The 26002-nt window shown below is 42.6% G+C and carries 14 protein-coding genes; 12 read left to right on the top strand and 2 right to left on the bottom strand.

Annotated elements, in window-relative coordinates; genetic code table 11:
* Together Q1W14_RS11630 and Q1W14_RS11625 are read right to left on the bottom strand one after the other, a co-directional pair.
* A complete protein-coding gene (locus tag Q1W14_RS11630) occupies window positions 1-1161 on the bottom strand; it encodes a heparin lyase I family protein (RefSeq protein WP_300701638.1) in 1161 nt (386 codons plus the stop codon).
* Between the two features lie 25 nt (window positions 1162-1186).
* Entirely contained in the window at window positions 1187-3148 is a 1962-nt protein-coding gene (locus Q1W14_RS11625) for a sulfatase (protein WP_300701637.1), read from the bottom strand.
* 246 nt (window positions 3149-3394) lie between these two features.
* Here Q1W14_RS11625 and Q1W14_RS11620 point away from each other — a divergent pair, with 246 nt between their 5' ends.
* The 12 genes from Q1W14_RS11620 (at window position 3395) to hepB (ending at window position 25999) form a co-directional block, all read left to right on the top strand.
* Window positions 3395-5293: a hypothetical protein gene (locus Q1W14_RS11620; protein WP_300701635.1), complete on the top strand. Its 1899-nt coding sequence runs from the start codon at window positions 3395-3397 to the stop codon at window positions 5291-5293.
* 37 nt (window positions 5294-5330) lie between these two features.
* Window positions 5331-9365 (top strand): two-component regulator propeller domain-containing protein, encoded by a 4035-nt coding sequence (locus tag Q1W14_RS11615; RefSeq protein ID WP_300701633.1) that lies wholly within the window; start codon window positions 5331-5333, stop codon window positions 9363-9365.
* A gap of 3 nt (window positions 9366-9368) precedes the next feature.
* On the top strand, window positions 9369-10490 hold the full coding sequence (locus Q1W14_RS11610; protein WP_300701631.1) for an aldose epimerase family protein: 1122 nt from the start codon (window positions 9369-9371) through the stop codon (window positions 10488-10490).
* A gap of 86 nt (window positions 10491-10576) precedes the next feature.
* Window positions 10577-10969 (top strand): cupin domain-containing protein, encoded by a 393-nt coding sequence (locus Q1W14_RS11605; RefSeq protein ID WP_366945759.1) that lies wholly within the window; start codon window positions 10577-10579, stop codon window positions 10967-10969.
* A gap of 183 nt (window positions 10970-11152) precedes the next feature.
* On the top strand, window positions 11153-14350 hold the full coding sequence (locus Q1W14_RS11600) for a TonB-dependent receptor (RefSeq protein WP_300701628.1): 3198 nt from the start codon (window positions 11153-11155) through the stop codon (window positions 14348-14350).
* A 22-nt stretch (window positions 14351-14372) separates the two neighbouring features.
* The gene (locus Q1W14_RS11595) at window positions 14373-16043 is read left to right on the top strand and encodes a RagB/SusD family nutrient uptake outer membrane protein (RefSeq protein WP_300701626.1); all 1671 of its coding nucleotides are present in this window, start codon (window positions 14373-14375) and stop codon (window positions 16041-16043) included.
* 93 nt (window positions 16044-16136) lie between these two features.
* On the top strand, window positions 16137-17426 hold the full coding sequence (locus Q1W14_RS11590) for a DUF4995 domain-containing protein (protein ID WP_300701624.1): 1290 nt from the start codon (window positions 16137-16139) through the stop codon (window positions 17424-17426).
* Between the two features lie 16 nt (window positions 17427-17442).
* Window positions 17443-19440, top strand: a complete 1998-nt coding sequence (gene hepC, locus Q1W14_RS11585; RefSeq protein ID WP_300701622.1) for a heparin-sulfate lyase HepC — start codon at window positions 17443-17445, stop codon at window positions 19438-19440.
* 14 nt (window positions 19441-19454) lie between these two features.
* Entirely contained in the window at window positions 19455-21065 is a 1611-nt protein-coding gene (locus Q1W14_RS11580) for a sulfatase (RefSeq protein WP_300701620.1), read from the top strand.
* Window positions 21066-21080: 15 nt separating this feature from the next.
* The gene (locus tag Q1W14_RS11575) at window positions 21081-22709 is read left to right on the top strand and encodes a Tat pathway signal sequence (RefSeq protein ID WP_300701619.1); all 1629 of its coding nucleotides are present in this window, start codon (window positions 21081-21083) and stop codon (window positions 22707-22709) included.
* Between the two features lie 14 nt (window positions 22710-22723).
* Window positions 22724-23677, top strand: coding sequence for an ROK family protein (locus Q1W14_RS11570; protein WP_300701617.1), 954 nt, complete (start codon window positions 22724-22726; stop codon window positions 23675-23677).
* 21 nt (window positions 23678-23698) lie between these two features.
* Window positions 23699-25999: a heparin/heparin-sulfate lyase HepB gene (gene hepB, locus Q1W14_RS11565; RefSeq protein ID WP_300701615.1), complete on the top strand. Its 2301-nt coding sequence runs from the start codon at window positions 23699-23701 to the stop codon at window positions 25997-25999.
* The last annotated feature ends 3 nt before the right edge of the window (window positions 26000-26002 follow it).

Genomic DNA, 26002 nt, shown 5'->3' with positions numbered 1-26002 from the left:
TTATTTCCTGGAACTTTCTTCATAACCTGCAAGGTTGTAGCAAACCGGAATGGTACTATTTCCTACGCGGTAAATGCCGAATTTGAAGTAGTACCCTTCTTCGTCATTGCGGCCGATTAGAATCTCTTCGTTGTCAACGATATGCTTTTTAATCTCTTTGCCGGATTGCGGGTAAGTCATTACTACATCTAGCATGCCGGGTTTGAGGATGGTTTCTTGCTCTCTTCCGTACACAGTCCAGTCAATATCTATGTTGAAGGTTACCCAGCAGTCTTTGGGAAAACTGTCGAATGGCATCTTGCAGGCTATTGTAGAGGCTTTATAGGTGGAGGTGACGGGTTTCATTACCTCTGTTTTGTCGGGATTGGCATTGCATCGGTCTGTTTTATCGGTCAGCCATTTCCGGTCAGAATTCGATTTGATGTAGAAGTAACCTTGCGAAAAGCCGAAGGCGAGTGGGGGATAGCCTCCTTGCTCTATCAGCCATCCGTTGGCTTTTCCAGCTTTATAGATGGTATCTCCTTTGGCATTGGTTTTCATTACCTTGTCGTATGCGGTATCTTTCTTGAAGATCATTCGCTTTTCCACTTCCAGAAATTCTTCTGTGCTGAGTCTCATTACTTTGCCGCTAGGGTCTGATACTAGCGTCCGGCTAGGCATACCGTGCCATTGGGCGAAGATGGTAGATACTTCTTTGTCCAAGGTATCGGGGATGTAAACAGAAAATGTATAACTCATGGATGAACCTTGCGGGCAGCTGCCTTTTCCGTAATGATATACGGTCTTCATCTTTTGGGCACTGGAATAATCTGAGGCAGATTGATTATGGAAATCATTGGCTGTGGCATAACAATAGCAGAGCTCGACGCGGCCTTTGGTTTCTCCTGCTGAATACCCTTCGAGTGTATTATCTTCTTGTTTCAGTTCGAAACGATAGGAAGGCATGCCCTGAAAGGGGCGGGTGTAATCCAATTGGAGCGTATGAGGTTTTCCGGTGCCTACAGCTACCCAACGACCGTCTATAATCTGATTGGTGCGCGCAGAGTCGGCTTGTACGTTGACACGCTCTTTCAGAGGCACTAATTTATTGGATTGTGCATGAATGGGGCTTGCTGCACTCAGGGGCAGAAGGCATAAAGCGATTAATACAGTTGTTCTCATTCTTTATCAATATTATGATTGCAAATTAGTTGGGTAGCGGAACCATAAGCCTACGTCCGTGGTTCAGCTTTAATCCTTGTTTGTAGGCTTCGGGACCGTGCAGGTCTTTGATGTCCATTTCACCCAGATTCACAAGAATACCACGTGCCATCAAACCGGCATCTTCATTTTCAAGACGTGGCAGGGTTTCTGCTGCTTCCTTCAATTGTGGAAGGAAGGGACGGATATAATCACGCATTTCAGGGTCTAAAGATATACATTCCAATGAGGAGTAACCTATTTTCCGGTCACTTTCCTGAATAGGGGTAACAAGACGGGTAATTCCTTCTTGCGCTTTACCCAGATAGGCAGCAGCATAAGCAGCTTCGGAGGCAATATATGGGTTATTATCTTGCAGAAGCATCAATAACGCTTGCGGACAAGTACTGATTTGTTTCTCTCTGGCGAGTTTGGCATATCCTACAGCACCCCAGAATCTCATTTCGGTAAGGGGGCTGGTAATGGCTTTCTCTAATATCGGAAGATTGGCTGTAGTAGCGTTTCCTGCCAACTCTACAAGGTTATAAAGTTCTTCTAGTGGATACTTTTCTTTGCGTACTTTGTCATAAAGGATATGTCCGGTACGCGAATCGGGCAGGAAGAAGCCCAAGTCTACTGTAGAACGGACATGGCTGGATAATGCCTGACGCATCTTGGAAAGCACTTCTGAGTATTCGGGAGAACCGGATAAATCGTGCAACTCACTTGGATCTTTTTCCAGATCGAACAGCATGTCTGCCGGATGGGCTTCGAAAGTCAGTGCCCATTCAGGATTTGTATTGTGTCCTCCCAATACGAGTTTATCCCATGCTTTATTAGACGGCATACCCCATTGGTAATAGTTGCGCAAAGCGAACTGGCGGTAAGGGATATAGCTGCGGATATATTTGAAATGCCCATCGGTAACCGCACGTACCGGCATGAAGTGATGCAATTGGTTGGCTGCCAGTGCAAACTGAACTTCGCGCTTCTCTTTACTGGAGAATTTCCCGTAAAGAGCTTTGCCCTGCATGTGCTTGGGAGGCTTTATACCTGCCAAACTAAGTACAGTGGGTCCCAAATCGGTGAAGTTTACCAAACCGTTCTCTTTACCTTTTGCACCATTGGCCAGATGTTGCCATTTCGGAGGAAAGTAGGCTAACATAGGAACTTTTAGTCCGCTTTCATATAGATAACCTTTACCGCGTGCCACACAACCGCCATGATCGCTGAAAAAGAAAATGATAGTATTATCGTCCAATCCTTTTTCTTTTAAATCTTTCAGGAAGATTCCTAGCCAGGTATCCACATCCTGAACAGCTTCCAGATGTCCTGAATAATCCGACCGTACTTCCGGCAAATCGGGCACGTATGAAGGTAACGTAAGTTGTTGCGGATAAATGCCTTCTTGGGTGTAATCCCTGCGTCCGTCGGTGTGAAACGTACGAACACGTCCCATGTGCGAAGTTACTGTATTGTATACCGCAAAGAAGGGTTGGTCTTTCCCGCGTTTAGTACTGTTATAGGAAGCCTTGTTGTTACATTCGTCCCAGCAGCTTTTATTATCTGTAGTAGAATTATAATGAGTCTTGCTGTTGTTTGTACAGTAATACCCGGCTTCACGCAATCTTTGAGGGAAAAATATGTCGGCAGGAGTATCGTATGAAACAGGGTGTATATCCATTCCATACGTGGAAGAATAGCATCCGGTAATAAGAGACGAACGGGCTGCCGAACTTTGTGGAGCCACAGACCATGCATTCATAAACTGTATGCCGCTAGCTGCAAGGCTGTCCGCATTAGGCGTATGTACATCATTATTGCCATAGCAACCGAATTCGTAAGCACTGGTATCTTCGAAAGTTAACCAAAGGATATTAGGTCTTTCGTTTTTTTTGTCGGCTGCCTCGGTTTGTGCGGAATACAAACCGCAACAAGCAGTGCACATTAATAAGGGTAAGTGTCTCATAAAATAGTATGTTTTAAGGATGATTTTTTCTGGAGGCTAAAGTAGGGTGTTTCTGAATAGCAAGTACTTCCATCTGTTGAAAAGAGTGCTAATATTGTTTTGATGGGCTATAATTCGACAATATTAGCAGTGTTTCAACAATATTACGCTTGCCTATAGACGAATGTGGATAGGATATTATATAAAAGAGGTGGAAAGACTGGAAACAAACCCCTACTTTTGAGGAAGTAATCTAATCTGAAAAACATGAGAAACTTAATCATTGTACTGCTGCTGTTAAGTGCGTCATTCTTATCTGCACAAGAGACTAAAAGCAAGACTCTTTCATTTAATAATTCTTTACGTATCGAATCGGAAAAGTTGCTGACGGAGTGGATGGATACATTCCTGACTTATCAGCTCGACAATCTGTATCCCTCTCTCTATGGTGGCGTTCTATGTCCTGCCTGTGCCCGTATTCATGGTCGTATCGGAGACGCTGTACTCCCTTTGATGTATCTGGCGGAAAAGACCCGTAATGACAAATATCTTAGTGCCGCTAAACGCCTGATGGCATGGATGGAAAACGTGCATCTTCTTAATGGCTCCTGGATGAACGATGTACATGTTTCCGATTGGAATGGTACGACGGTCTTTGCGTCCATCGCTCTTTATGAAGCACTGCACTATCATGGTCATTTGTTAGACGATTCCACCCGGAACCATTGGAAACAAAGGCTGATAGAAGCCGGTGAATTTATGATGGCAACTCCTTTTATATATAGCCGTAAACGGGATGGTATGCGAAATATGAATGTGAACTATCAAGCTTCGGCTACCTATGCCCTGTATGCCATAGGTGAGATGTGCAATCGACCTGATTTTCAGAAAGAAGCCCGTCAGGTAGCTGACGATTTAAAAAGCTTTTTCACTGAAAATGATGCTTTCCTGTTTGGTGAAGGTCCTAACGTATGGTCAAAAACCAGAAACGGGTGTCTGCCAATAGACTTACTTTATAATGTAGAAGAATCTTTGCCGAACATGGTATATTACGGCATTATGGCGAAAGATACTGAACTGCTGGCTTTAGTAGACCGCTCGATGGCTACTCATTTGGAATTCATGTTGCCCGATGGTGCTTGGGACAATAGCTGGGGAACCCGCAGTTTTAAATGGACTTATTGGGGTGGACGTACCAGCGATGGTTTCATGGGAGGTTATTATGCGATGGCCGCCCAACATCCTGAATATCTCGAAGCAATCCGCCGCAATGTACAGTTGTTGAAAGAGGCTACTTCAGACGGATTACTCTACGGTGGTATGCATTATCGTGCTTGTGGTATTCCTCCCTGCATTCATCATACATTCGGTCATGCCAAGGCAATTACTTCTTTTTTAGAATTGCCTTCTTTGAATGTTACTTCTTCTAAAGAACTTCCCCGTGACAAAGCCTATGGTATGAAATACTTCAAGGATATTCATACCTGGCTCATTTCCCAAGGCGCTTGGCGCGCTACATTCACCGGATATGATGCAGAGTATAAGACAAAAGGTACTCACCCGATGGGAGGTGCACTCTCTATGTTGTGGCATGCACAGGCAGGGCCTATATTTGCTGCCACTATGAACCAATATCAATTGATTGAAGCTCCCAATATGCAGAGCAATAGTCGCGAATACATCATGGGCGGTACACCACGAATAGAGCTCATGCAAAATGGAAATGTATATAGCAATCTCGATGACCTCAATACCGATATTATCTGCCATACCGAAAAGAATGGTTATCGTTTTGCCGTGAATACCCATTTAGTCGATATAAATCAAAAATCTCCCTCTCAAGGAGAAATTCCAATAACACTAGACTATACCTATACAAAACAAGGTATCGGAATAATTGTGGATAACTGTTATGAGGGTGCATACTTTATGTTACCGGTTATTGCATCTCCAACCGAAGAGGTGAAAGTAACTTCAAGAGAAGCATCTATAAAGAAGAGAGGAGGCATTTTATCTATAACTTGTACAGCCGGATGCATAGAAGTTGCTCCTACCGATAAAGATGGACGAATTTTCAATCCTGTTCCCGGTTTTTCCTTTGTGCCTTTGCGGGTAATTCCTGATGGTGCAGAGAAGAAAATTTGTATAAATATTCTTTTTCGTTAATATATTTTGTTTATTTGTCTCATAATAAGATATTACTATGAAAATAAAACAAATTTTGTTAGTACTTTTAGGAGCGCTATTTCCATATATATTAAATGCCGGAATAACGGAAGATATCTATTTTTCCCATATCGGCATGGAAGAAGGCCTATCGCACAGCACGATATTTGCAATTAATCAGGATAAAGAAGAAAATTTATGGTTTGCAACGTACGATGGTGTGAATAAGTACGATGGTTACAATTTTACTGTGTATCGCCATGAATATACAGATTCTAATAGCATTGCCAGCGATATAACCCGATGTATAGCTATTGATGATTCGGATCAGATATGGGTGGGCACCCGTGAAGGCTTATCTTTCTACAATCGCCGTAAAAATACTTTTTCCAATTACTTTTATAAGAAGAATGGCACCAATGTGCCCATCAACAGCATTACACCCATTAAAGAAGACTGGCTGATGTTGGGTACAACAGAAGGTATTCTGCTTTTTGATATAAAGAAAGAACGCTTTCTGAATGACACCTTGTTATCGTTGCATTCACTGAAGCCTACAGTATTAGTCCGTCAGGGGGATTGTATTTATATCGGTGCAGAAGAAGGGTTATATACTTATACTCTATCTGGAGGCAAACTTGAAAAATTAGTAAGTATACCTGCCGATGTACGAATACATGCGGTTTTGTGCCAGATGTTCAGCCGGATATGGATGGCAACCGAAGGAAATGGCTTGTATATGTATGATACTAAGACCAAGGAATTGAAGAACTACCGAAGTGAAAATGGGCAGTCGGGATTGATTTCTAATTATGTACGCTCACTGGAATTGGATACAGAAAATCGTTTATGGGTAGGGACTTATAGCGGACTGAATATCTATAAAGAAGTAACAGACAATTTTTCTTCTATAAAAAGTTCCGAGATACAAGAAGGAAGTTTGTCTCAAAATTCGGTTCGAAGCATCTTTCGAGATTCACAAGGCGGCATGTGGCTGGGTACATACTGGGGTGGATTAAACTATTACCATCCTCTCTGCAACCGTTTTCAGCGTGTTAAGCATGTTCCTTTTCTGAATTCACTTAGCAACAATGTCGTGAGTTGCATTGTGGAAGACAACGGGCATAACCTGTGGATTGGAACAAGCGACGGTGGATTGAATTTTTATGATTCTACCTCGAAATTATATAAGAATTATTTGTTTCAGTCGGGTGCGTTGGATGTACCTTTCAAAGATATTAAAACCGTATATGTAGACGAGGCGCATGATAAAATTTATGTAGGAGCCCATGCCGGAGGTATGATGGCGCTTCATCGTAAATCGGGGCAAGTAGAATACTTCAATCGTCAGAATAGCAACTTGCCTAGCAATAATATCTACTCTATCATCTCGGATGAAAATGGAGGCCTTTGGATAGCTTCACTGGAATATCTGTTGCATTTCGATATAAACAAACGCAATTTTACAATTGTCAATAAAGACAAGAACGGACGTAAATTGCAGCAATATAATCGCCTGCTGTTCCGCGATTCTAGAAAACGTATATGGGTAGGGGGTGAAATGGGCGTTTCGGTCTATAATCAAATAGGATCTGATTTCCTGATTAATACGGATTTTCATATAGCACCAATATTGCAGCAGGCATTTGTGAACTGCTTTTATGAATCTGCGTCTGGATATATCTGGATAGGGACACGAAGCGGACTTTTTGCAATGAAAGAAGGCGACCAAAAACTATTGCAATATACCACGGCAGACGGCTTGCCAAGTAATGTCATTTATGGTATCATGGAAGATGCCTATGCCCGTTTGTGGATAAGCACCAATCAGGGACTGAGTTGTTTGAATCCCGAAAATGGAAAGTTCCGTAATTTCACTATACTGGATGGTTTGCAGGGCAATCAGTTTAATGCCGGTTCTTATTGTCGTAAAGATAACGGCTATATGTTATTTGGTGGTGTTAACGGTATTACATTGTTCCGCCCGGAAACCTTGATTGATAATCCATACGCTCCTAGACCGGTAATCAATAAACTATTTGTTTATAATAAGGAAGTTCTGCCTAATGACGAAACCGGTATTTTAAGTGAAACAATTGAATATGCGGATCATATCACTTTAACTTCTTCACAAAACTCATTTGCCATATCTTTTGTGGTGTCTAATTACATTGCCGGTAAGCACAATACTTTCGCCTATAAACTGGAAGGATATAATGATGAATGGTATAAACAGAATGACATCAGTCCGGTTTCGTACTCCAATTTGCCGGCAGGAGACTATACCTTTTATATAAAGGCGGCGAATAATGACGGCAAATGGAATGAAGAACCTACTGTGCTGCATATTCGTGTTCTGCCTGTTTGGTATTGTACCTGGTGGGCGCTTTCTTTATTTGCTTTGTCCTTCTTACTGGTGGTATTTGGCATTGTTCGCTATTTCTGGTTGCGCAAGAGCATGCAGGCAGAAATCCTTATGGAGAGACTGGACAAGGAGAAACGGGAAGAAATCAGCCAGATGAAGATTCGTTTTTATGTCAATATCTCGCATGAGTTACGCACTCCTCTTACTCTGATAGTGGCACCTTTGCAAGAGTTGCTAAGCCGTATATCCGGGCATTGGGAACATGAACAGTTGCTCTATGTACAAAGAAATACAAACCGTTTGTTACATTTGGTCAACCAGTTGATGGATTACAGACGTGCAGAACTTGGTATCTTTGAACTCAGACTGGTGTGTGCTAATGCCTACAAGCGAGTTTTGAATAGCTTTATGAACTATGAAAGTCTGTCTAAGAAAAAAGATATAGATTATAATTTCTATACGGAGCTGCAAGACAAGGAACTGCTATTCGATGAAAACTATCTGGATCTGATTGTTAACAATTTGCTATCGAATGCTTTTAAATATACCGAAGAGGGCGAAAGTATTACGGTAAAACTATATCAGGAGGCAGGAGAACTAGTGCTGCAAGTAATAGATACAGGCATTGGTATTCCCAAAGAAAAACAAGCGAAGATTTTTGAACGCTTCTATCAGGTGGAAAGTGGGCGCGAAGGCAGCGGTATTGGTCTCTCCCTGGTACAACGATTGGTTGAATTGCATCATGGAAGGATTACATTGGAAAGCACACCCGGCAAAGGCTCCACTTTCTCCATTTACCTGCCGCAGGATAAATTAGCATATACTCCTGAAGAACTGCTTGGCGGACAAGAAAATGCAGAAAATCAACGGGTATATTCTACGAATGCGCATGATGTGTACATTGGCGATGAGGAAGAAGCGGAGGTGAAAAATGAAGCGGATGAAGATACTAATAAACGCGGAACCATCCTTGTAGTAGAAGATAATAAAGAGTTGAGGAAATATTTGGTGAATGGATTGTCCGACTTGTTCAATATGCTGGAAGCTGAAAATGGACAAAAAGCATTGGATGTTCTGAAAGAACAGGAAGTTGATTTGATTATCACGGATGTCATGATGCCCGTCATGGATGGAGTAAAATTATGCAAGTTGGTAAAACAAAACTTGCGTACCTGCCATATCCCGGTCTATATGCTTTCTGCCAAAGCTGATATTAAATATCAGTTGGAAGGATTGCAGGTAGGAGCAGATGATTACATAGCCAAACCCTTCTCATTGGCAGTTTTGAAAGCCAAGATTATGAACATGCTGCGTACGCGTCATCGCATTTTTGAACACTACTCCAATGCGACGGAAGTAGAGCCGGAGAAGCTTACTAATAACACGATGGATGAAGAACTGCTGAGAAAAGCCATTGCCGTGATCGAGAAGAATATGGATAATGTGGAATTCTCTACAGAGCAATTTGCACGTGAGATGAACATGAGCCGTTCCAATCTCCACTTGAAATTGAAAGCAATAACAGGTAAGTCAGCTATTGATTTTATCCATAAAATACGTTTTAACCGCGCATGCCAACTTTTACAGGAAGGAAAGTACAATGTATCTGAAATCAGTTTTATGGTGGGATATAATACTCCTTCTTATTTTGCTGCACGCTTCAAAAAGTACATCGGTTGTTTACCAACAGAATATGGAAAGAAATAAGTTATGAGGAAACATTGTATTTGGATCTTGCTGATTGTCTTGCCTTTGTTGGTTGCATGCAAGCAAACTAAAACATTGGCTCTTTCTGTTTCCGAAATTGCGCAAATTGAGAAAGATGGCAAACCCGTCAGGCTTTTCAACTTGACGAATAGGAATGGTATGACGATCAAAGTCACCAACTTTGCTGCAACGTTGACGTCTGTATCCGTGCCCGATAAAAAGGGAAATTTTGAACAAGTAGTACTAGGTTTCGATAGTTTGGAAAATTATCTAGGGCGGCAACCTAAGTTTGGTGCTACTGTAGGTCGGTTTGCCAACAGAATCAAGAATGGGGAGTTTTGTTTGGATAACCAAGTCATTCAGCTTGAAAAGAACAGTAAAGGAAATTCTGTTCATGGAGGAAGTCGGGGATTCAATACACAGGTTTTCGAAACAGATACCTTTTATGTGGTGAAAGACACGGCAGTGGTCGTCTTTTCCTATAAAAGCATCCATCTTGAAGGAGGATTTCCCGGTAATCTTAAACTGACAATCGCTTATAAACTGACCAATCACAATGAGGTCATCTTAGATTATACCGCAACCACTAACCATCCTACCGTTGTGAACTTTACCAATCACAGTTATTTCAATCTGACCGGTTGCAAGGATCCTGTATTGAATCATCTTTATACGCTTTATGCAGACTCTATTACTCCGACTGATTCAGCAGGAATTCCTACAGGAGAATTGAAGCCCGTTGCAGGAACTGAGTATGACTTCAGAACTCCGCAAACAGCCGAAAAGCAAATCCGCCGGATGGAAAAAACGTATGATATCAATTATAAACTAAACAAACGTCCGGATTCTTTGGAGCTGGTAGCTATCGTTACAGAACCTATCTCAGGACGAGTACTGAAAGCCTATACCACTGAACCCGGAATGCAGTTTTATATCCCGAGTTCCAATATGGATTATCTAAATGGGCATGGCAATAGGAGGTATGGCAAATACTATGGATTTTGCCTCGAAATGCAGCATTTTCCCGATTCTCCTAATAATGCCCATTTCCCTTCTACCGTATTGAGACCGGGCGAAACTTATCGGCAGGTCACGGTATACAAGTTTGAAATTTTATCAGAATAATATATTAAATCCACTAAAAACTATTGATTATGAAAATGAAAGCATGGAAGAAGTGTGTATGTACGATGGGTGTTTCAATCCTGGCAATGACTAATATATTCGCTGCCCCAGCCAATGAAGCTCCTGAAAATCCTGTAAAGAAAACAAGAAGCGAGACCTTTGTTTATGAAAAGGACAAAGAGTGGGAACCAGCCGGTGAAGGTGTAACGAGACAGATAATGGGCTATGACGGGCAAGTAATGTTAGTCAAAGTAAAATTTGAAAAGGGAGCCATAGGCACTCCTCATACCCACTATCATACACAAACTACTTATGTAGCGAGTGGTAAGTTTGAGTTTACAATAGGTGACGAAAAGAAAATAGTTCAGGCGGGTGACGGTCTTTATATGGAACCTGACGTTCTGCATGGATGCGTTTGTCTGGAGCCTGGAGTTCTTATTGATTGTTTCGCTCCGATGCGGGCAGACTTCCTTCATTAACCCCATCTGTATAGGGTTGTGTGGCCTGTTTTACACAAAAATATCCTAAGGTGAACAATATTGGCATGGAAAAAACGTAAAAGTGGGAGCATAAAAAACAATACTATCTCACTTTTTTTTGCGCTTGCAGTAAGTTTGCCGCCACAAAATTATCTCTAAAGTTAAACCTTAGATTTATTTATTATGTTCAAATTAAAAGAATCAATTTTAATGTTTGTCCTCGCTTTGGTCAGTATGACTGCATACGCGCAAAGTCTGACAGTTACCGGTAAGGTAGTTGATAGCGAAGGATATGAAGTTATTGGAGGTAGCGTTACTATTAAAGGAGCTGCCGGTATTGGAACAGTTACTGACATAGATGGTAAGTATTCGCTGAAAGTGAATGACGCATCTAAGGATGTATTGGTCTTTTCGTATGTGGGTATGACTTCTCAGGAAGTGAAAGTCAACAAGCAGAGTGTTATTAATGTAACGTTGCAGGCAGATGCCGTACTGCTGGATGAAGTGGTAGCTATCGGTTATGCAACTGTGAAACGTAAAGACTTGACTGGTTCTGTTGCTTCAGTGAATAGCAAAGAACTCTCTAAAGTTCCTACCAGTGATATTACGCAAGCCCTTGCCGGACGTATGGCAGGTGTGCAGGTAATGCAAAGCGAAGGTGCTCCCGGAGCTTCTATCTCAGTTCGTGTTCGTGGTGGTATCTCTATTACTCAAAGTAACGAGCCTTTGTATATCATCGACGGTTTCCCCAGTGAAGATGGTATGTCTACCCTTGATCCTGCCGAGATTGAAACAATCGACATTTTGAAAGATGCTTCTGCTACGGCTATCTATGGTGCCCGTGGTGCGAATGGTGTAGTTGTTATTACTACCAAGAGCGGTGGTAAGGACGGAAAAGCTACTGTTACTTTTGACAGCTATGTAGGTTTTAAGAAAATCGCCAAGAAGCTGGATGTACTTTCTACTTATGAGTTTGCCATGTTGGATTATGAACGTCGCGTTTATGATGCTACTACTCCGGATGACTGGGATAAAGACATCAAGAAGTTCACTGAAATCTATGGCAATTATAATGACCTCGAAAAGAACTATGGTAACCGTAAAGGCTTGGATTGGCAAGACGAGACATTGGGACGTACAGCAATTACACAAAACTATCGTGTAGGTGTTTCCGGTGGTACTGATAAATTGAACTACAACTTGGCATACTCTTATTATGATGAAGAGGGTGCAATGGTGTATAGCGGAAACAAGAAGCACAATATTTCATTTAATATGAATCATAAAGTGAATGACCGCTTGGACGTTACAGCCCGTATCAGTTATGACCAAATGAAGATTTCCGGTATGGGTACTTCTGATGGTGGTGACCGCTTTAATAAGATGCAACACATTTTGCAGTATCGTCCTACAGTAGGTATCAACGGAACCGACGATTTGCTGTTAGGTGACGAAGACCCTATCTTCTTGGATGACTCGGGTAACGTAATGCAGAACCCTTTGCTTTCTGCTGCTGAAGAAACGAACGACCGTGAATACCGTACTTTCCAGGCCAATGGTGGTTTTACTTTTAAACTGTTCAAGGGTCTGACTTTCCGTAACACAACAGGTATGCGTTATCAGACACGCCGTAATGATGTTTTCTACGGAGCCAAGTCTATTACAGCAAAGCGTTCAAGTATCAATGGTAGCATCCAGAATTTGGAAAACGGTAGCTTCCAGACTTCAAATGTATTGAACTACAACTGGTCGGGTAAAGGTCATGATGTGACTGCTATGGTAGGTCATGAGTATGTAGACCGTTGGGAACGTAACTTCAAGGCAGCAGCATCTAACTTCCCGAATGATGATATCGGTTTGGCTGACCTTTCACTGGGTCTTCCTACAGCTGTTCAGTCTGCTGAAAACTATGATGACAAATTGCTTTCATTCTTTGGTCGTTTCAACTACGGCTACAAAGATAAATACTTGTTTACTGCTTCAGTTCGTGCCGACGGTTCTTCTAAATTCGGTAAGAATAATAAATGGGGATATTTCCCTGCATTCTCAGCAGCTTGGCGTTTGGGAGAAGAAGAGTTTATCAAGAACTTGGATATCTTCTCTGACCTGAAAGTTCGTTTAGGCTATGGTATGGCTGGTAATAATCGTATCGACAGTTATCTTGGTTTGGCTATCCTGAATTCAGTAACCTATCCTAATGGAGATTCTACTCAATCGGGTTACGTTTCCAAACAGATTCCTAACCCCGATTTGAAGTGGGAAGCTAATAAAACCTTCAACTTTGGTCTTGACTTCGGTTTCTTCAACCAACGTTTGACTATCTCTCCTGAGTTCTACATTAACCGTAGTAGTAACTTGCTGCTGAATGCTAAATTGCCTACTTCATCTGGTTACAACAGCATGGTTATTAATGCTGGTGAGACAGAAAATAAGGGTATTGACTTGACTATCAATTCAACCAATATCATGAACAAGAGCTTTAGCTGGAATACATCTGTAACTTTGTCTCACAACAAGAATTCTGTTAAGAAGTTGACTGGTGAGGAAGTACAGTTGTGGGAAGCTAACTTCGGTTATAGCCAGAATACACACATTATTGGTGTGAACCAACCTTTGGGTCAGATGTATGGATATGTAACAGACGGTCTGTACCAGGTATCTGACTTTAATTACGATGCATCTACTCAAACTTATACTTTGAAAGACGGTATTCCGTATGCAGGTGAAAAAGGTAACGTAAAACCGGGTATGTGGAAGTTTAAGAATATAGATGGCAGCGAAGACAATAAAATTACAGAAGCTGACAAAACTGTAATCGGTAACGCTTATCCTAAACTTTATGGTGGTATCAACAATACCTTTACTTATAAAGATTTCGATTTGAGTATTTTCTTTACTTACAGCATCGGCAACGACGTATTCAATGCAACCAAGCTGACTAATACAAAAACTGCTTTACAGAACAAGAACGTTTTAGCAGTAGCTGATTCTAAGAACCGTTGGGTCTTGGTTAATAAATCTGGTGAACTGATTACTGATCCTCAGGAAATGGCAGAAATCAACAGAGGCAAAACAGTAGCCGCTATCTATGACAATGAAGTAGGTGATACTTATATTCACTCTTGGGCTGTGGAAGATGGTTCATTCTTGAAGTTGAGCAATATTACTTTAGGTTACACTTTCCCCAAGAAGATGCTTAGCAAAGCTGGTATCAGCAAATTGCGTCTTTATGCTACAGGTTCCAACCTGTTTACCTGGACCAAGTACACTGGCTTCGATCCTGAAGTTTCTACAATGGGCAGTGGCTTGACACCGGGTGTTGACTTTGGTGCTTATCCTAAGAGCCGCTCGTTTGTTTTCGGTATTAATTTAGCTTTCTAATGAACTTCAAAAGGAGAATACAATGAAAAAATATAAAGTGATTGCGCTAAGCGCACTGATTGTAGCAGGATTCACCTCTTGCGACCTGACTGAGAAACCTACTTCTTACTACGAGAAGGACACTTACTTTCAAACTAATGACCAAGCTAAAATGTCGGTAATAGGTGTTTACGACTGTCTGGCTATAGACAAGCATTACGGACAGTTTGAAATGGCTATGCCTTCTTCAGACGATACCTATTATATACAGGGTACAGGTACAGATAACACACGCCGTGATATTTCTCACTATATGGTGAAATCGACGAATGACTGGGTTGCTTCTTTGTGGGAGTACAAGTACATGGGGATAGATCGTGCCAACTTTGCCATTGCAGGTATTGAGAAAATGGCAGAATATGAAGGCAGTACTTATTTGAAGGATTTAGTGGCTCAGGCTCGTTTCCTTCGTGCATTCCTGGGTTTTGACCTGATTAAGTATTGGGGAGATGCTCCCTTCAAAGCTACTTATTCATCTGGATATGAAGATGCTTTTAACGGTCGTGTAAGCCGTGAAGAAATCTATGACTTGATTATTGCTGACTTGGATTTTGCTAAAGAAAACTTGCAGAAAGGAAATGCATCACTTTCACCGGAAGTACCTTCACAAGGTGCTGCTCATGCATTGTTGATGCGCATTTACTTACAACGTGCCGGCTATAGCTTACAGCAGGATGGTAAATTGACTCGCCCGGATGAGGCTAAGAGAAAAGAATATTTTAATGCTGTAGTTACTGAATGGACTGCATTTAAGAGCAAAGGTTACCACGGATTCTATGACGGTGGTTTCAAACAGTTATTTGTAGGTTATTCAGCAGGTACTTTGAATTCTAAAGAGAGCTTGTGGGAAATAGCTTTCAATCCTACAGGAACTGGCTATAAGGATAACTCAGGAACTTGGGGCACTTATAACGGACCATTGGTTGAAGCACCGGGTAAGAATGCTACTTCAACTTCTATGGGACGTGCTAATGCTTTTTTCCGTGTATTACCGGCTTGGAAGGATTTCTTTGAAGGAACGGATGAGCGGAGAGATGTAATGGTATGTACTTATCAGCTTAAGTGGAATGCGGATAAAGCTAACCATGTACCGGTAGAAAATGAGAAGTTGACAGACTGGTATCCGGGCAAGTGGCGCAGAGAGTGGATGCCTGGTGGTTTTGTTGATCCTAACAATACAGGTGTAAACTACTGCCCGTTGCGCTATGCTGATGTAGTATTGATGGCTGCTGAGGCTTATAACGAAATTGGTAATACTCCGGAAGCCTGGGATTTGTTGAATACGGTACGTACACGTGCGAAGGCAACTCCTATCACTGACGCTAATTACAATAGCTTATTGAAAGCTCCGAAAGTTTACAATCTTCCATATATCCAGGATAATGATGCAGCCGGTAAATTCCGTACAGCTCTTTACTGGGAACGTGGTTTCGAGTTGGCTTTCGAAGGTCAACGTAAATACGACTTGCTTCGTTGGGGTATCTTGGGTGAATCTCTGAAGTATTTCCAGGACAATATGGACAAGTCCCTCAAAGGCAAATATGTAGCTGGTGAGAAATTTGTGAAGGGGCAACACGAGCTCTTCCCGATTCCATTGGGTGAATTGCAATCTAATCCTGCTTTAGGAGGCAAGAATAATCCGGGTTACGAATAAATAATTAGAAGTAAGTAGTCAGGTAGTAAGTAGTTAAGTACTACTTGACTACTTAACTTCTTGTTACTGATACTAACTTATAAAACTTATTTTATGAAGAAATTTTTGTTGTTTTGTTGCGCAATTGTTACGATGTATAGTTTTTCGGGTTGTGCTTCCAATCAATCAAAAGGAGAATATACCTGGTTGAAGCAGGCGATAGATGTATCTGCAGCGCAGTTGAAAGAAACGGTAGCCGATGTAGGTGATTCAGTATTGTTACCTCGCGCTATCTGGACGGGATATGATATGGATTTTCTCTGTAATCAACTGCAAAGAGATCCGGCTACTTTTAAAGATTCTTTGCGGGTAAAGCCTATAAAAGATGCGTTGGGTACCCGTCGGTATTGCTCTTCCATCTACGATTGGACAAGCGGATTCTTTCCGGGTAATTTGTGGTATGCTTACCAGTTGACAGGTGATGAAGATTTAAAGAAAGATGCCGTTAAGTTTACCAATTATCTGTATCCGGTGAAAGACTATAAAGGTACACATGATATCGGATTTATGATGAATTGCAGCTATGGCAATGCCAATCGTTTGTTACCGGCAGATAGTGCCCGTTTGGCTTTGGTACAGACTGCTGATAATTTGTGTGGACGTTTTAATGATAGCATTGGATGTATTCGCTCTTGGGATTTCGGGAAATGGAACTTCCCCGTAATCATAGACAATATGATGAACTTGGATTTGCTGTTCTATGTAAGTCATCTGACAAATGATCCTAAATATAAGGAAATAGCATTGAAACATGCTGAAACAACTTTGAAGAATCATTTCAGACCCGATCATAGTTCTTACCATGTAGTAAGTTATAATAATGACGGTACGGTAGAACTGAAATGCACGCATCAGGGAAAAAATGATGAATCTGCATGGGCACGTGGACAAGCTTGGGGTGTATATGGTTATACTTCTTGTTACCGCGAATCAAAAGATTCTGTATTTTTGCAACAGGCTAAAGATATTGCCGAGTTGATAATGATACGGGTAAAGACTGATGATGCCATTCCTTTGTGGGATTTTGATGCACCCGAAACGCCGCAAACTCCCAGGGATGCTTCTGCTGCTTCTATTACAGCTTCTGCATTGATAGAGCTTAGTACATTGGTAGAAGACGGGCAAGTTTATTTTGATTATGCTGAGAAGTTATTGAAATCACTTTCTTCCGATGCATATTTGGCCAAAGTAGGTACGAATCAAGGATTTATTTTGATGCACTCTACTGGCTCATTGCCCAATGGCTCTGAAATTGATACACCTATCAATTATGCCGATTATTATTATCTGGAGGCATTGGCTCGTTACATGCAAGTAAAAGGACTTGATTATAAATCGCTTTAATCGAAAATAATATACCATGAAAATAGCAAAGTATCTTTTAAGTTTCACTTTTTTGTTGGTTGTCATTTGTGCGGAAGCACAGCAACTCAGAAAGGAAGCTTTTGATCTCTTGAATCTGGATTATCCGGGTTTGGAGAAAGTGAAAGCTGCCTATGACCGTCAGCAATGGAATGAGGCTGCTCAGGCTTTATTGGATTATTACCGTCAGCGTGCCGGCATAGAGCATCCTGATATTGATATGAAAAATATCAAAATATCAAAGGAAGAGCAAAAATGGGCGGACGATGCACTTGAACATACATTCTTTGTGCATAAAGGTTATCAACCTTCCTATAATTATGGCAAAGATATCAACTGGCAATACTGGCCGGTACAAGATAACGAATTGCGCTGGCAGTTGCACCGTCATAAATGGTTTACCCCGATGGGGAAAGCATACCGTATTTCGGGTGATGAGAAATATGCCAAAGAATGGGCTTACCAGTATATAGACTGGATTCAAAAGAATCCGTTGACTCAGGTAGAGAAAGAGGAATACGAGCTTGTCAGTGCAGGTGAAGTTAAAGGAAATGCGGAGAATGTACGCTTTGCCTGGCGTCCGTTGGAAGTGAGCAACCGCTTGCAAGACCAGACGCTGCAATTCCTGCTATTCGTTCCTTCGCAGGCATTTACACCGGAATTTCTGACAGAGTTTCTGGTGAACTACCATCGTCATGCATTACATATCCTGGGCAATTACTCAGACCAGGGCAATCACTTGCTGTTTGAAGCACAACGCATGTTGTATGCCGGTGCATTCTTCCCCGAATTCAAGGAAGCAGCTGGCTGGAGAGAGAGCGGAATTAGTATCTTGAATCGCGAAATCGGTAAGCAGGTTTATGCTGACGGCGGACAATACGAATTGGACCCTCACTATCACTTGGCAGCAATCAATATCTTCTGCAAAGCTCTTCGCATGGCAGACGTTAATGGTTTCCGCAAGGAACTGCCGGCTGAGTATGTGAATACGGTGAAGAATATGATTGAGTTCTACTCAAATATTTGTTTCCCTGATTATAGTAACCCTTGTTTCAGCGATGCTAAGTTGGGTGACCGCCCCGAAGAAATCCGCAATTATCAGGATTGGCTCAAAATCTTCCCGGATTGCGAATGGATACGTTATTATGCAACAGAAGGTCGCGAAGGTAGTCCTCTGCCAAATCTCTCTTATGGAGCGTTGACTTCCGGCTTCTTTACTTTCAGAAACGGATGGAAACAAGATGCTACGGTCATGGTGTTGAAAGCTGGTCCTAAGGGCGAATGGCACTGCCAGCCGGATAACGGTACTTTCGAACTTTGGTTTAATGGTCGGAATTTATTCCCGGATAGTGGCTCGTACGTTTATGCCGGTGACGATGAAGTAATGAAACTCCGTAACTGGTTCCGTCGTACATGCTCTCACAATACATTGACATTGGACGAGAAAAATCTACAGACTACACAATCGGTTACCAAGCTTTGGAAACCGGAGGGCAGTGAACAGATTCTTGTAACAGAGAACCCGCACTATGACGGATTGAAGCACAGACGTTCTGTATTCTTTGTAGACCAGTCTTATTTTGTAATCGTAGACGAGGCGGTTGGTGATGCCAAGGGTACAGTGAACTTGAACTATAATCTGTGCGAAGGTACTGTGAATGTAGATGCAAAGAACAACACTTTGACTACTGCCTTTGAAGGTGAGAGTAACGTAAAACTTCAATGCTTTCCGGAGAAGAAAAGTTCTTTGAAAGAAAAAGAAGGCTGGCGTTCTACCGCTTATCGTGTACGTGTTCCCCGTACGGCTGTTTCTTTCGATGTAGAAAAGAATACACCTGAAGCAGTGCGCTACATAACCATTATTTATCCATCGAAGAATGCTGCTTCATTCCCGGCTTTCAAGGCTAAGTTCCTGAATAAAGCTTTTGATGAGAATGGGGTGAAAGTAGAAGTATCTGTTGATGGAAAGAAACGTCAATTAGAGTATAAACTATAAGAAGACATTCAACTATGAATCGCATCTCATTTTTATTTCTGCCTCTCACTGCTATTGGAGTGTCTGCTTGCAGCTCCAGTAAACCCAAAGAGGAAGTGAAACGTCCGAACATCATCTTTATGATGACGGATGACCATACTACGCAAGCAATGTCATGTTATGGCGGACGTCTCCTCCAGACTCCTAATATGGATCGCATTGCCAGTGAAGGCGTTCGTATGGATAATTGCTATGCGGTCAATGCTTTATCCGGTCCGTCAAGAGCCTGTATCTTGACGGGCAAGTTCAGCCATATCAATGGATTTACTGATAATGCCAGTACTTTCGACGGTAACCAGCAGACATTTCCTAAATTGTTGCAGGCAGCAGGTTATCAGACTTCAATCATTGGTAAATGGCATTTGATAACTGAACCTCAGGGATTTGATTATTGGTGTATCCTGACCGGCCAACATGAACAGGGAGACTATTATGACCCCGATTTCAATGAGAACGGAAAGCAGATTGTAGAACAAGGCTATGCCACTGATATTATTACCGACAAGGCTATCGAATATCTGGAGCATAGAGACAAGAACAAACCTTTCTGCATGATGTATCACCAGAAAGCTCCGCACCGCAACTGGATGCCTGCTCCCCGTCATCTGGGTATGTTCAACAATACCACTTTCCCCGAACCTGCTACGCTTTTCGATAATTACGAGGGCAGAGGCTCCGCAGCCCGGGAACAGGATATGTCTATTGAACATACGTTGACCAATGACTGGGACTTGAAGTTGCTGACTCGTGACGAAATGCTGAAAGATACGACTAATCGCCTCTATCAGGTTTACAAACGTATGCCGGCTGATGTACAGGATAAATGGGATTCAGTGTATGCCCAACGTATTTCAGAATACCGTAATGGTAACTTGAAAGGCAAAGAATTGATTAGCTGGAAGTACCAGCAATATATGCGCGATTATCTGGCAACCATTGTTGCTGTAGACGAGAATATCGGTCGCCTGCTCAATTATCTGGAGAAAATCGGTGAGTTGGATAATACGATTATTATCTATACTTCCGACCAAGGTTTCTTCTTGGGTGAACATGGCTGGTTCGATAAGCGCTTTATGTATGAAGAGTGTCAGCGGATGCCATTGATTATCCGTTATCCGAAAGCCATTAAAGCCGGAAGTACCTCGAACGCCATTGCCATGAACGTGGATTTTGCGCCTACTTTGCTTGACTTTGCCGGAGTAGATATACCGTCGGATATTCAGGGACAATCTCTTAAGCCGATTTTGGATAATGAAGGGAAGATACCGGCTGACTGGCGGAAGGCTGCCTATTATCATTATTATGAATATCCGGCAGAACATTCTGTGAAACGGCATTACGGCATTCGTACAGCTGACTTTAAGCTGATGCACTTCTACAATGATGTGGATGAGTGGGAAATGTACGATATGAAGAATGACCCCAACGAATTGAATAATGTATTTGGTAAACCGGAATATGCCGCTAAACAAGCGGAATTGATGTCACTACTGAAAGAAACTCAGAAGCAATATAAGGACGATGATCCTGATGAGAAAGTGAACGAGTTGTTCAAAGGTGACAGACGGTTGATGAAGAATAGATAATCTTAAATTGATACCATGGATAGAAGAAGTTTTTTAAAGAATACAGGCTGGTCCTTTATCGGACTGGCTGCTTCCGGTAGTTTATTGTCTGCATGCCAGCAGGGAACTGCCGCAGGAAAGAAAGTGATGCCCTCTGCCAGTAATCTGAAATACTACTGGGGAGACTTACATAACCATTGTAATATAACCTACGGTCACGGCGATATGCGTTCGGCATTCGAAGCTGCCAAAGGACAACTGGATTTTGTTTCTGTTACTCCGCATGCCATGTGGCCGGATATTCCGGGAGCAAATGATCCTCGCCTGAAATGGGTGATTGATTATCATACCGGTGCTTTCAAGCGTTTGCGTGAAGGCGGCTATGAGAAATATGTGGCAATGACCAATGAATACAATAAAGAAGGTGAATTCCTGGCTTTTGTAGGTTATGAAGCTCACAGCATGGAGCATGGCGACCATGTAGCATTGAATTACGACCTGGATGCACCTCTGGTAGAATGTACTTCCATTGAAGACTGGAAACAAAAGGCACGTGGTCATAAGGTGTTCGTTACTCCGCACCACATGGGTTATCAGACAGGTTATCGTGGTTATAACTGGGATTTCTTTACCGAAGGAGATCAGACTCCGTTTGTTGAGATGTATTCCCGTCATGGATTGGCAGAGAGTGACCAGGGAGATTATAACTACCTGCATGATATGGGCCCCCGCCAGTGGGAAGGTACTATTCAATGCGGACTGGAACAAGGAAAGAAGTTCGGTATCATGGGTTCTACCGACCAGCATGCCGGATATCCCGGTAGCTATGGTGACGGACGTATCGGTGTCCTGGCAGAGTCATTGACTCGCGATAAGATTTGGGATGCCATGAAAAATCGCCATGTATGTTGTGCTACAGGTGATAAAATCAATATAGATTTCCGTCTGAACGATGCTCTCCCGGGCGATGTAGTACGTGGAAACAGTCGCCGCATCTATTTGAATGTAGAAGCAGGCAGTTGCATTGACTATATAGACATTGTCAAGAACAGAAAGTGTATTGCCCGTCTGAGTGGGCCGCTTTTGCCGGAAATGCCGGAAGGAGATATGGTACGCTGCAAGGTAAAGATGGAATTCGGCTGGAACCGTGAAGAGGCGTATGTGCATTGGCAAGGTAAATTGTCTGTCAATAAGGGGACAATCAATGCTGTAGAACCCTGTTTCCGTGGTGCTGCTTTCACCTCTCCGCAACCCGGAGAACCAGAGTTTGAGACGAAGGTAAATCGCATTGTATCTGCTACGGACAAGGAAACAGAACTGGATATGTACAGTTCAAAGAATCCGAATACCACAACACCTGCTATGCAAGCGGTTATTTTGGATGTGACTATGCCGAAAGATGGTGTGATTACCGCAGAATTCAATGGCAAGAAGTTTGAGCATTCATTAGGTGAACTTTTGGAAGGCTCCTGTTCTCATTTCATGATTGGATGGCTCAGTGAAGCGATTCTGTTCAATCGTGCCATGCCCGAAAATTGCTTTGTGGTTGAACACTACATGGAAGATAAAGAGCCCGAAAGAGAGACGGATTATTACTATGTAAGAGTTCGCCAACGTGACCAGCAATGGGCATGGAGTTCCCCAATCTGGGTAGAAAGAACCTAATAATAACTGATAAAATGGAAAAGAAATACGCCATTGGCATCGACCTTGGTGGTACTTCCATAAAGTATGCATTGATTACCAATGACGGTGAATTCCTTTTTCAAGGAAAGTTACCGTCATTGGCGGATGTATCTGCGGAAGCTGTCATTGGTCAGTTGGTTAAAGCGGTGGAAGCTGTGAAAGGCTTTGCTGCAACGGAAGGCTACGAGGTAATGGGCATCGGTATCGGTACTCCGGGAATTGTAGACGTAACTTGCCGTATCGTACTGGGAGGTGCTGAGAACATCAAAGGTTGGGAACAACTACCTCTTGCCGATATATTGGAAGCATCTGTCGGAATGCGTGTGCTTTTAAGTAACGATGCGAACTTGATGGGCTTGGGTGAAACGATGTACGGTGCCGGAAAAGGTGCTACGGATGTTGTTTTCCTCACAGTAGGTACAGGTATCGGTGGTGCTGTCATTATTGATGGTAAATTGTTTTTCGGTTTCGGAGGTCGTGGTACGGAGTTGGGACATGTGCCTCTCATTGCAAACGGAGAACAATGTGCCTGCGGTTCAGTGGGATGCCTGGAACATTATGCTTCTACTTCTGCTTTAGTACGTCGGTTCGAAAAACTAAGTATGGAAAACGGACGCACTTATCCCGGAAAAGAGATGAATGGTGAACTCATTGTGCAACTTTATAAAGAAGGAGACCAGCTTGCCACTGAATGTTTGGAAGAACATTGTGATTATTTAGGTCATGGCATTGCCGGATTCATCAATATCTTCAGTCCTCAACGTATAGTTATAGGAGGAGGATTATCGGAAGCCGGAGACTTCTACATAGAGAAGGTTAGCAGTTATGCGAAACGTTATGCCATACCAGATTGTACAACCAATACGCTAATTATGGCTGCCCATTTGGGGAATAAAGCCGGTAGTATAGGGGCTGCATCACTTGTATTTAATTCCTTTATACCCTAAAGAGGGTTAATCAATTTACTTATGAAAACAAAATACTTCCTATCGATTGTCCTCATACTTATGGCAATCGGAACAATACATGCTCAGAGTAGCCAGTCTTCATGGAAAACGGTGGACGGAATTTCTATCCCTGTTCCTCCTAAAGAACATCCTCGTCTTTATTTGCGTTCGGGAAATATTCCTGATGTAAAAGCTCGTATGAGCGATCCTGCACTGGCAAAGGTGTGGAACGAATTACAGGCGATGCGTCAGGACTGGAAGCCCGAAGACATTCCTGTCAAGAAAGATTTCCGTTATTACTTCAATCAAAAAGGTGTTACGGTTCGCGCTGAACTAGATGCTTTGGACTATCTGGTTAGTAAGAATAAGAAGAAAGCCCGTGGTGCCATCGTTGCCATGCTCGATACGCTTGAAAATGCCAAGTTCCCGGAACATGGAGGCGATATTGCCCGTGGTGTCGGACTGCTTATGATTAGCGGTTCCATGGTCTACGACTGGTGTTACGACCAACTGACTGCCAAAGAGAAGCAACGTTTTATCACCTCTTTCGTCAACCTTGCCAAACAATTGGAATGTGGATATCCCCCAAAGAAACAGGGTTCTCTTGCCGGACACTCCTCCGAGTGGATGATTATGCGTGATATGCTTTCTACCGGAATTGCCATCTATGATGAATTTCCCGAAATGTATGAATTGGCGGCAGGACGTTTTTTCAAGGAGCACTTGCCGGCACGCAACTTCTTCTATCCTTCACACAACTATCATCAGGGGACTTCCTATTTCAACGTCCGCTTTACAAACGATTTGTTCCCTCTTTGGATATTTGACCGCATGGGCTTTCCTAATATCTATCACACATCCCAGCAGTTTGTAATGTACGATGTCCTTTATCGTCGCCGCCCGGATGGTCAGGTACTCTATTCCGGAGACGAGAATCCTACCCGTCGTCGTGACAAGACTTATTCTCTGCCTGCTATGCTGGCTTCCTCTTATTATAAAGATGAATATATCAATTCCGAATTCGAACTGAAACCTGATGTAGAAGCTCATTGCAAGATATTTGAATTCTTATGGAGGGATACCAAACTGGGTGTGCGCAAACCCGATGATTTGCCGTTGAGCCGTTACTCCGGTACTCCTTTCGGTTGGATGATTGCCCGTACCGGTTGGGGAGACGAGAGTGTGATAGCTGAAATGAAAGTGAACGAGTATGTGTTCAACAATCACCAGCACCACGATGGCGGAGCTTTCCAAATCTATTATAGAGGACCTTTGGCTATTGATACGGGCACGTATCAAGGTACTTCGGGAGGATACAATAGCCCTCATAACAAGAACTACTTTAAACGCACCATTGCCCATAACAGCCTTTTAATATTCGATCCCGAAGAGAAATTCCCTTCTATGGGTTACGGTGGGGGAGACAAGACCCCGTTTGTAGAGAACGAAGGTGGTCAACGTCTTCCGGGTAAAGAATGGGGTGAATGCAGTACGTTGAATGACTTGCTGAATACCAACTTCAAAGTAGGACAAGTATTGGCTCAAGGATTCGGTCCCGACCAGCAGACACCGGATTATACTTATCTGAAAGGTGATATTACCGAAGCCTACAGTGTCAAAGTAAAGGAAGTGAAGCGCTCGTTTGTTTTCCTGAATCTGAAGGATAAAGCGATTCCTGCCGCTATGATTGTTTTCGACAAGGTGGTTTCTGCTAATCCTGATTTCAAAAAGTTCTGGTTACTTCATAGTATGGAAGAGCCTGCAATAGAAGGTAATCAAACGACTATCAAACGTACTAAAGACGGTGATTCCGGTATGCTGGTAAATACAACTTTGTTGCCCGACCTGGCAAATGCCGATATTGTTTCTGTAGGAGGTCCCGGCAAAGAATTCTGGGCGTTCGGCAAAAATTATCCGAATATTCCTGCTGCGGATGACGAGAATCAACGTGGTTCATGGCGTATTGAAATATCTCCTAAGCAGCCGGCTGCGGAAGATTATTACCTGAATGTTATCCAGATAACCGACAATACACAAAAGACATTGCACAATGTCCTTCGCCTGGATGGAGACAAAACAACAGGTGTCCAAGTATCTGATCGTGTAGTTGTATTCAGTAAAAATGCAATGCCGCTCGAATCTCCTTTCACTGTTTCAGTAAAAGGAACAGGAAGCTTTAAATTCCTGATTACTGACCTTCGTCCGGGCAACTGGCAAGTATGGAAAGACGGCAAGCTGTTCAAACCGACCGTTTACGTTCGTTCGGATGATGGTGCACTCTCTTTTGAAGGAGAAGCCGGTGAATATAAATTCTTACGATAGGAG

Origin of the sequence: Bacteroides sp. (genome assembly GCF_030151085.1) — a bacterium.
Taxonomy (GTDB): domain Bacteria; phylum Bacteroidota; class Bacteroidia; order Bacteroidales; family Bacteroidaceae; genus Bacteroides.
The sequence above is the reverse complement of the archived record's forward strand: the minus strand, read 5'-3'. Positions and strand labels throughout refer to the sequence as shown.

Bases quoted from the DNA above. Each gene is read 5' to 3' on its own strand.
- Q1W14_RS11570 (WP_300701617.1), top strand. From the start codon at position 22,724: ATGGAAAAGAAATACGCCATTGGCATCGACCTTGGTGGTACTTCCATA.
- Q1W14_RS11600 (WP_300701628.1), top strand. From the start codon at position 11,153: ATGTTCAAATTAAAAGAATCAATTTTAATGTTTGTCCTCGCTTTGGTC.
- Q1W14_RS11615 (WP_300701633.1), top strand. From the start codon at position 5,331: ATGAAAATAAAACAAATTTTGTTAGTACTTTTAGGAGCGCTATTTCCA.
- hepC (WP_300701622.1), top strand. From the start codon at position 17,443: ATGAAAATAGCAAAGTATCTTTTAAGTTTCACTTTTTTGTTGGTTGTC.
- Q1W14_RS11580 (WP_300701620.1), top strand. From the start codon at position 19,455: ATGAATCGCATCTCATTTTTATTTCTGCCTCTCACTGCTATTGGAGTG.
- Q1W14_RS11575 (WP_300701619.1), top strand. From the start codon at position 21,081: ATGGATAGAAGAAGTTTTTTAAAGAATACAGGCTGGTCCTTTATCGGA.
- Q1W14_RS11590 (WP_300701624.1), top strand. From the start codon at position 16,137: ATGAAGAAATTTTTGTTGTTTTGTTGCGCAATTGTTACGATGTATAGT.
- Q1W14_RS11625 (WP_300701637.1), bottom strand. From the start codon at position 3,148: ATGAGACACTTACCCTTATTAATGTGCACTGCTTGTTGCGGTTTGTAT.
- Q1W14_RS11595 (WP_300701626.1), top strand. From the start codon at position 14,373: ATGAAAAAATATAAAGTGATTGCGCTAAGCGCACTGATTGTAGCAGGA.
- Q1W14_RS11630 (WP_300701638.1), bottom strand. From the start codon at position 1,161: ATGAGAACAACTGTATTAATCGCTTTATGCCTTCTGCCCCTGAGTGCA.
- Q1W14_RS11620 (WP_300701635.1), top strand. From the start codon at position 3,395: ATGAGAAACTTAATCATTGTACTGCTGCTGTTAAGTGCGTCATTCTTA.
- Q1W14_RS11605 (WP_366945759.1), top strand. From the start codon at position 10,577: ATGACTAATATATTCGCTGCCCCAGCCAATGAAGCTCCTGAAAATCCT.
- Q1W14_RS11610 (WP_300701631.1), top strand. From the start codon at position 9,369: ATGAGGAAACATTGTATTTGGATCTTGCTGATTGTCTTGCCTTTGTTG.
- hepB (WP_300701615.1), top strand. From the start codon at position 23,699: ATGAAAACAAAATACTTCCTATCGATTGTCCTCATACTTATGGCAATC.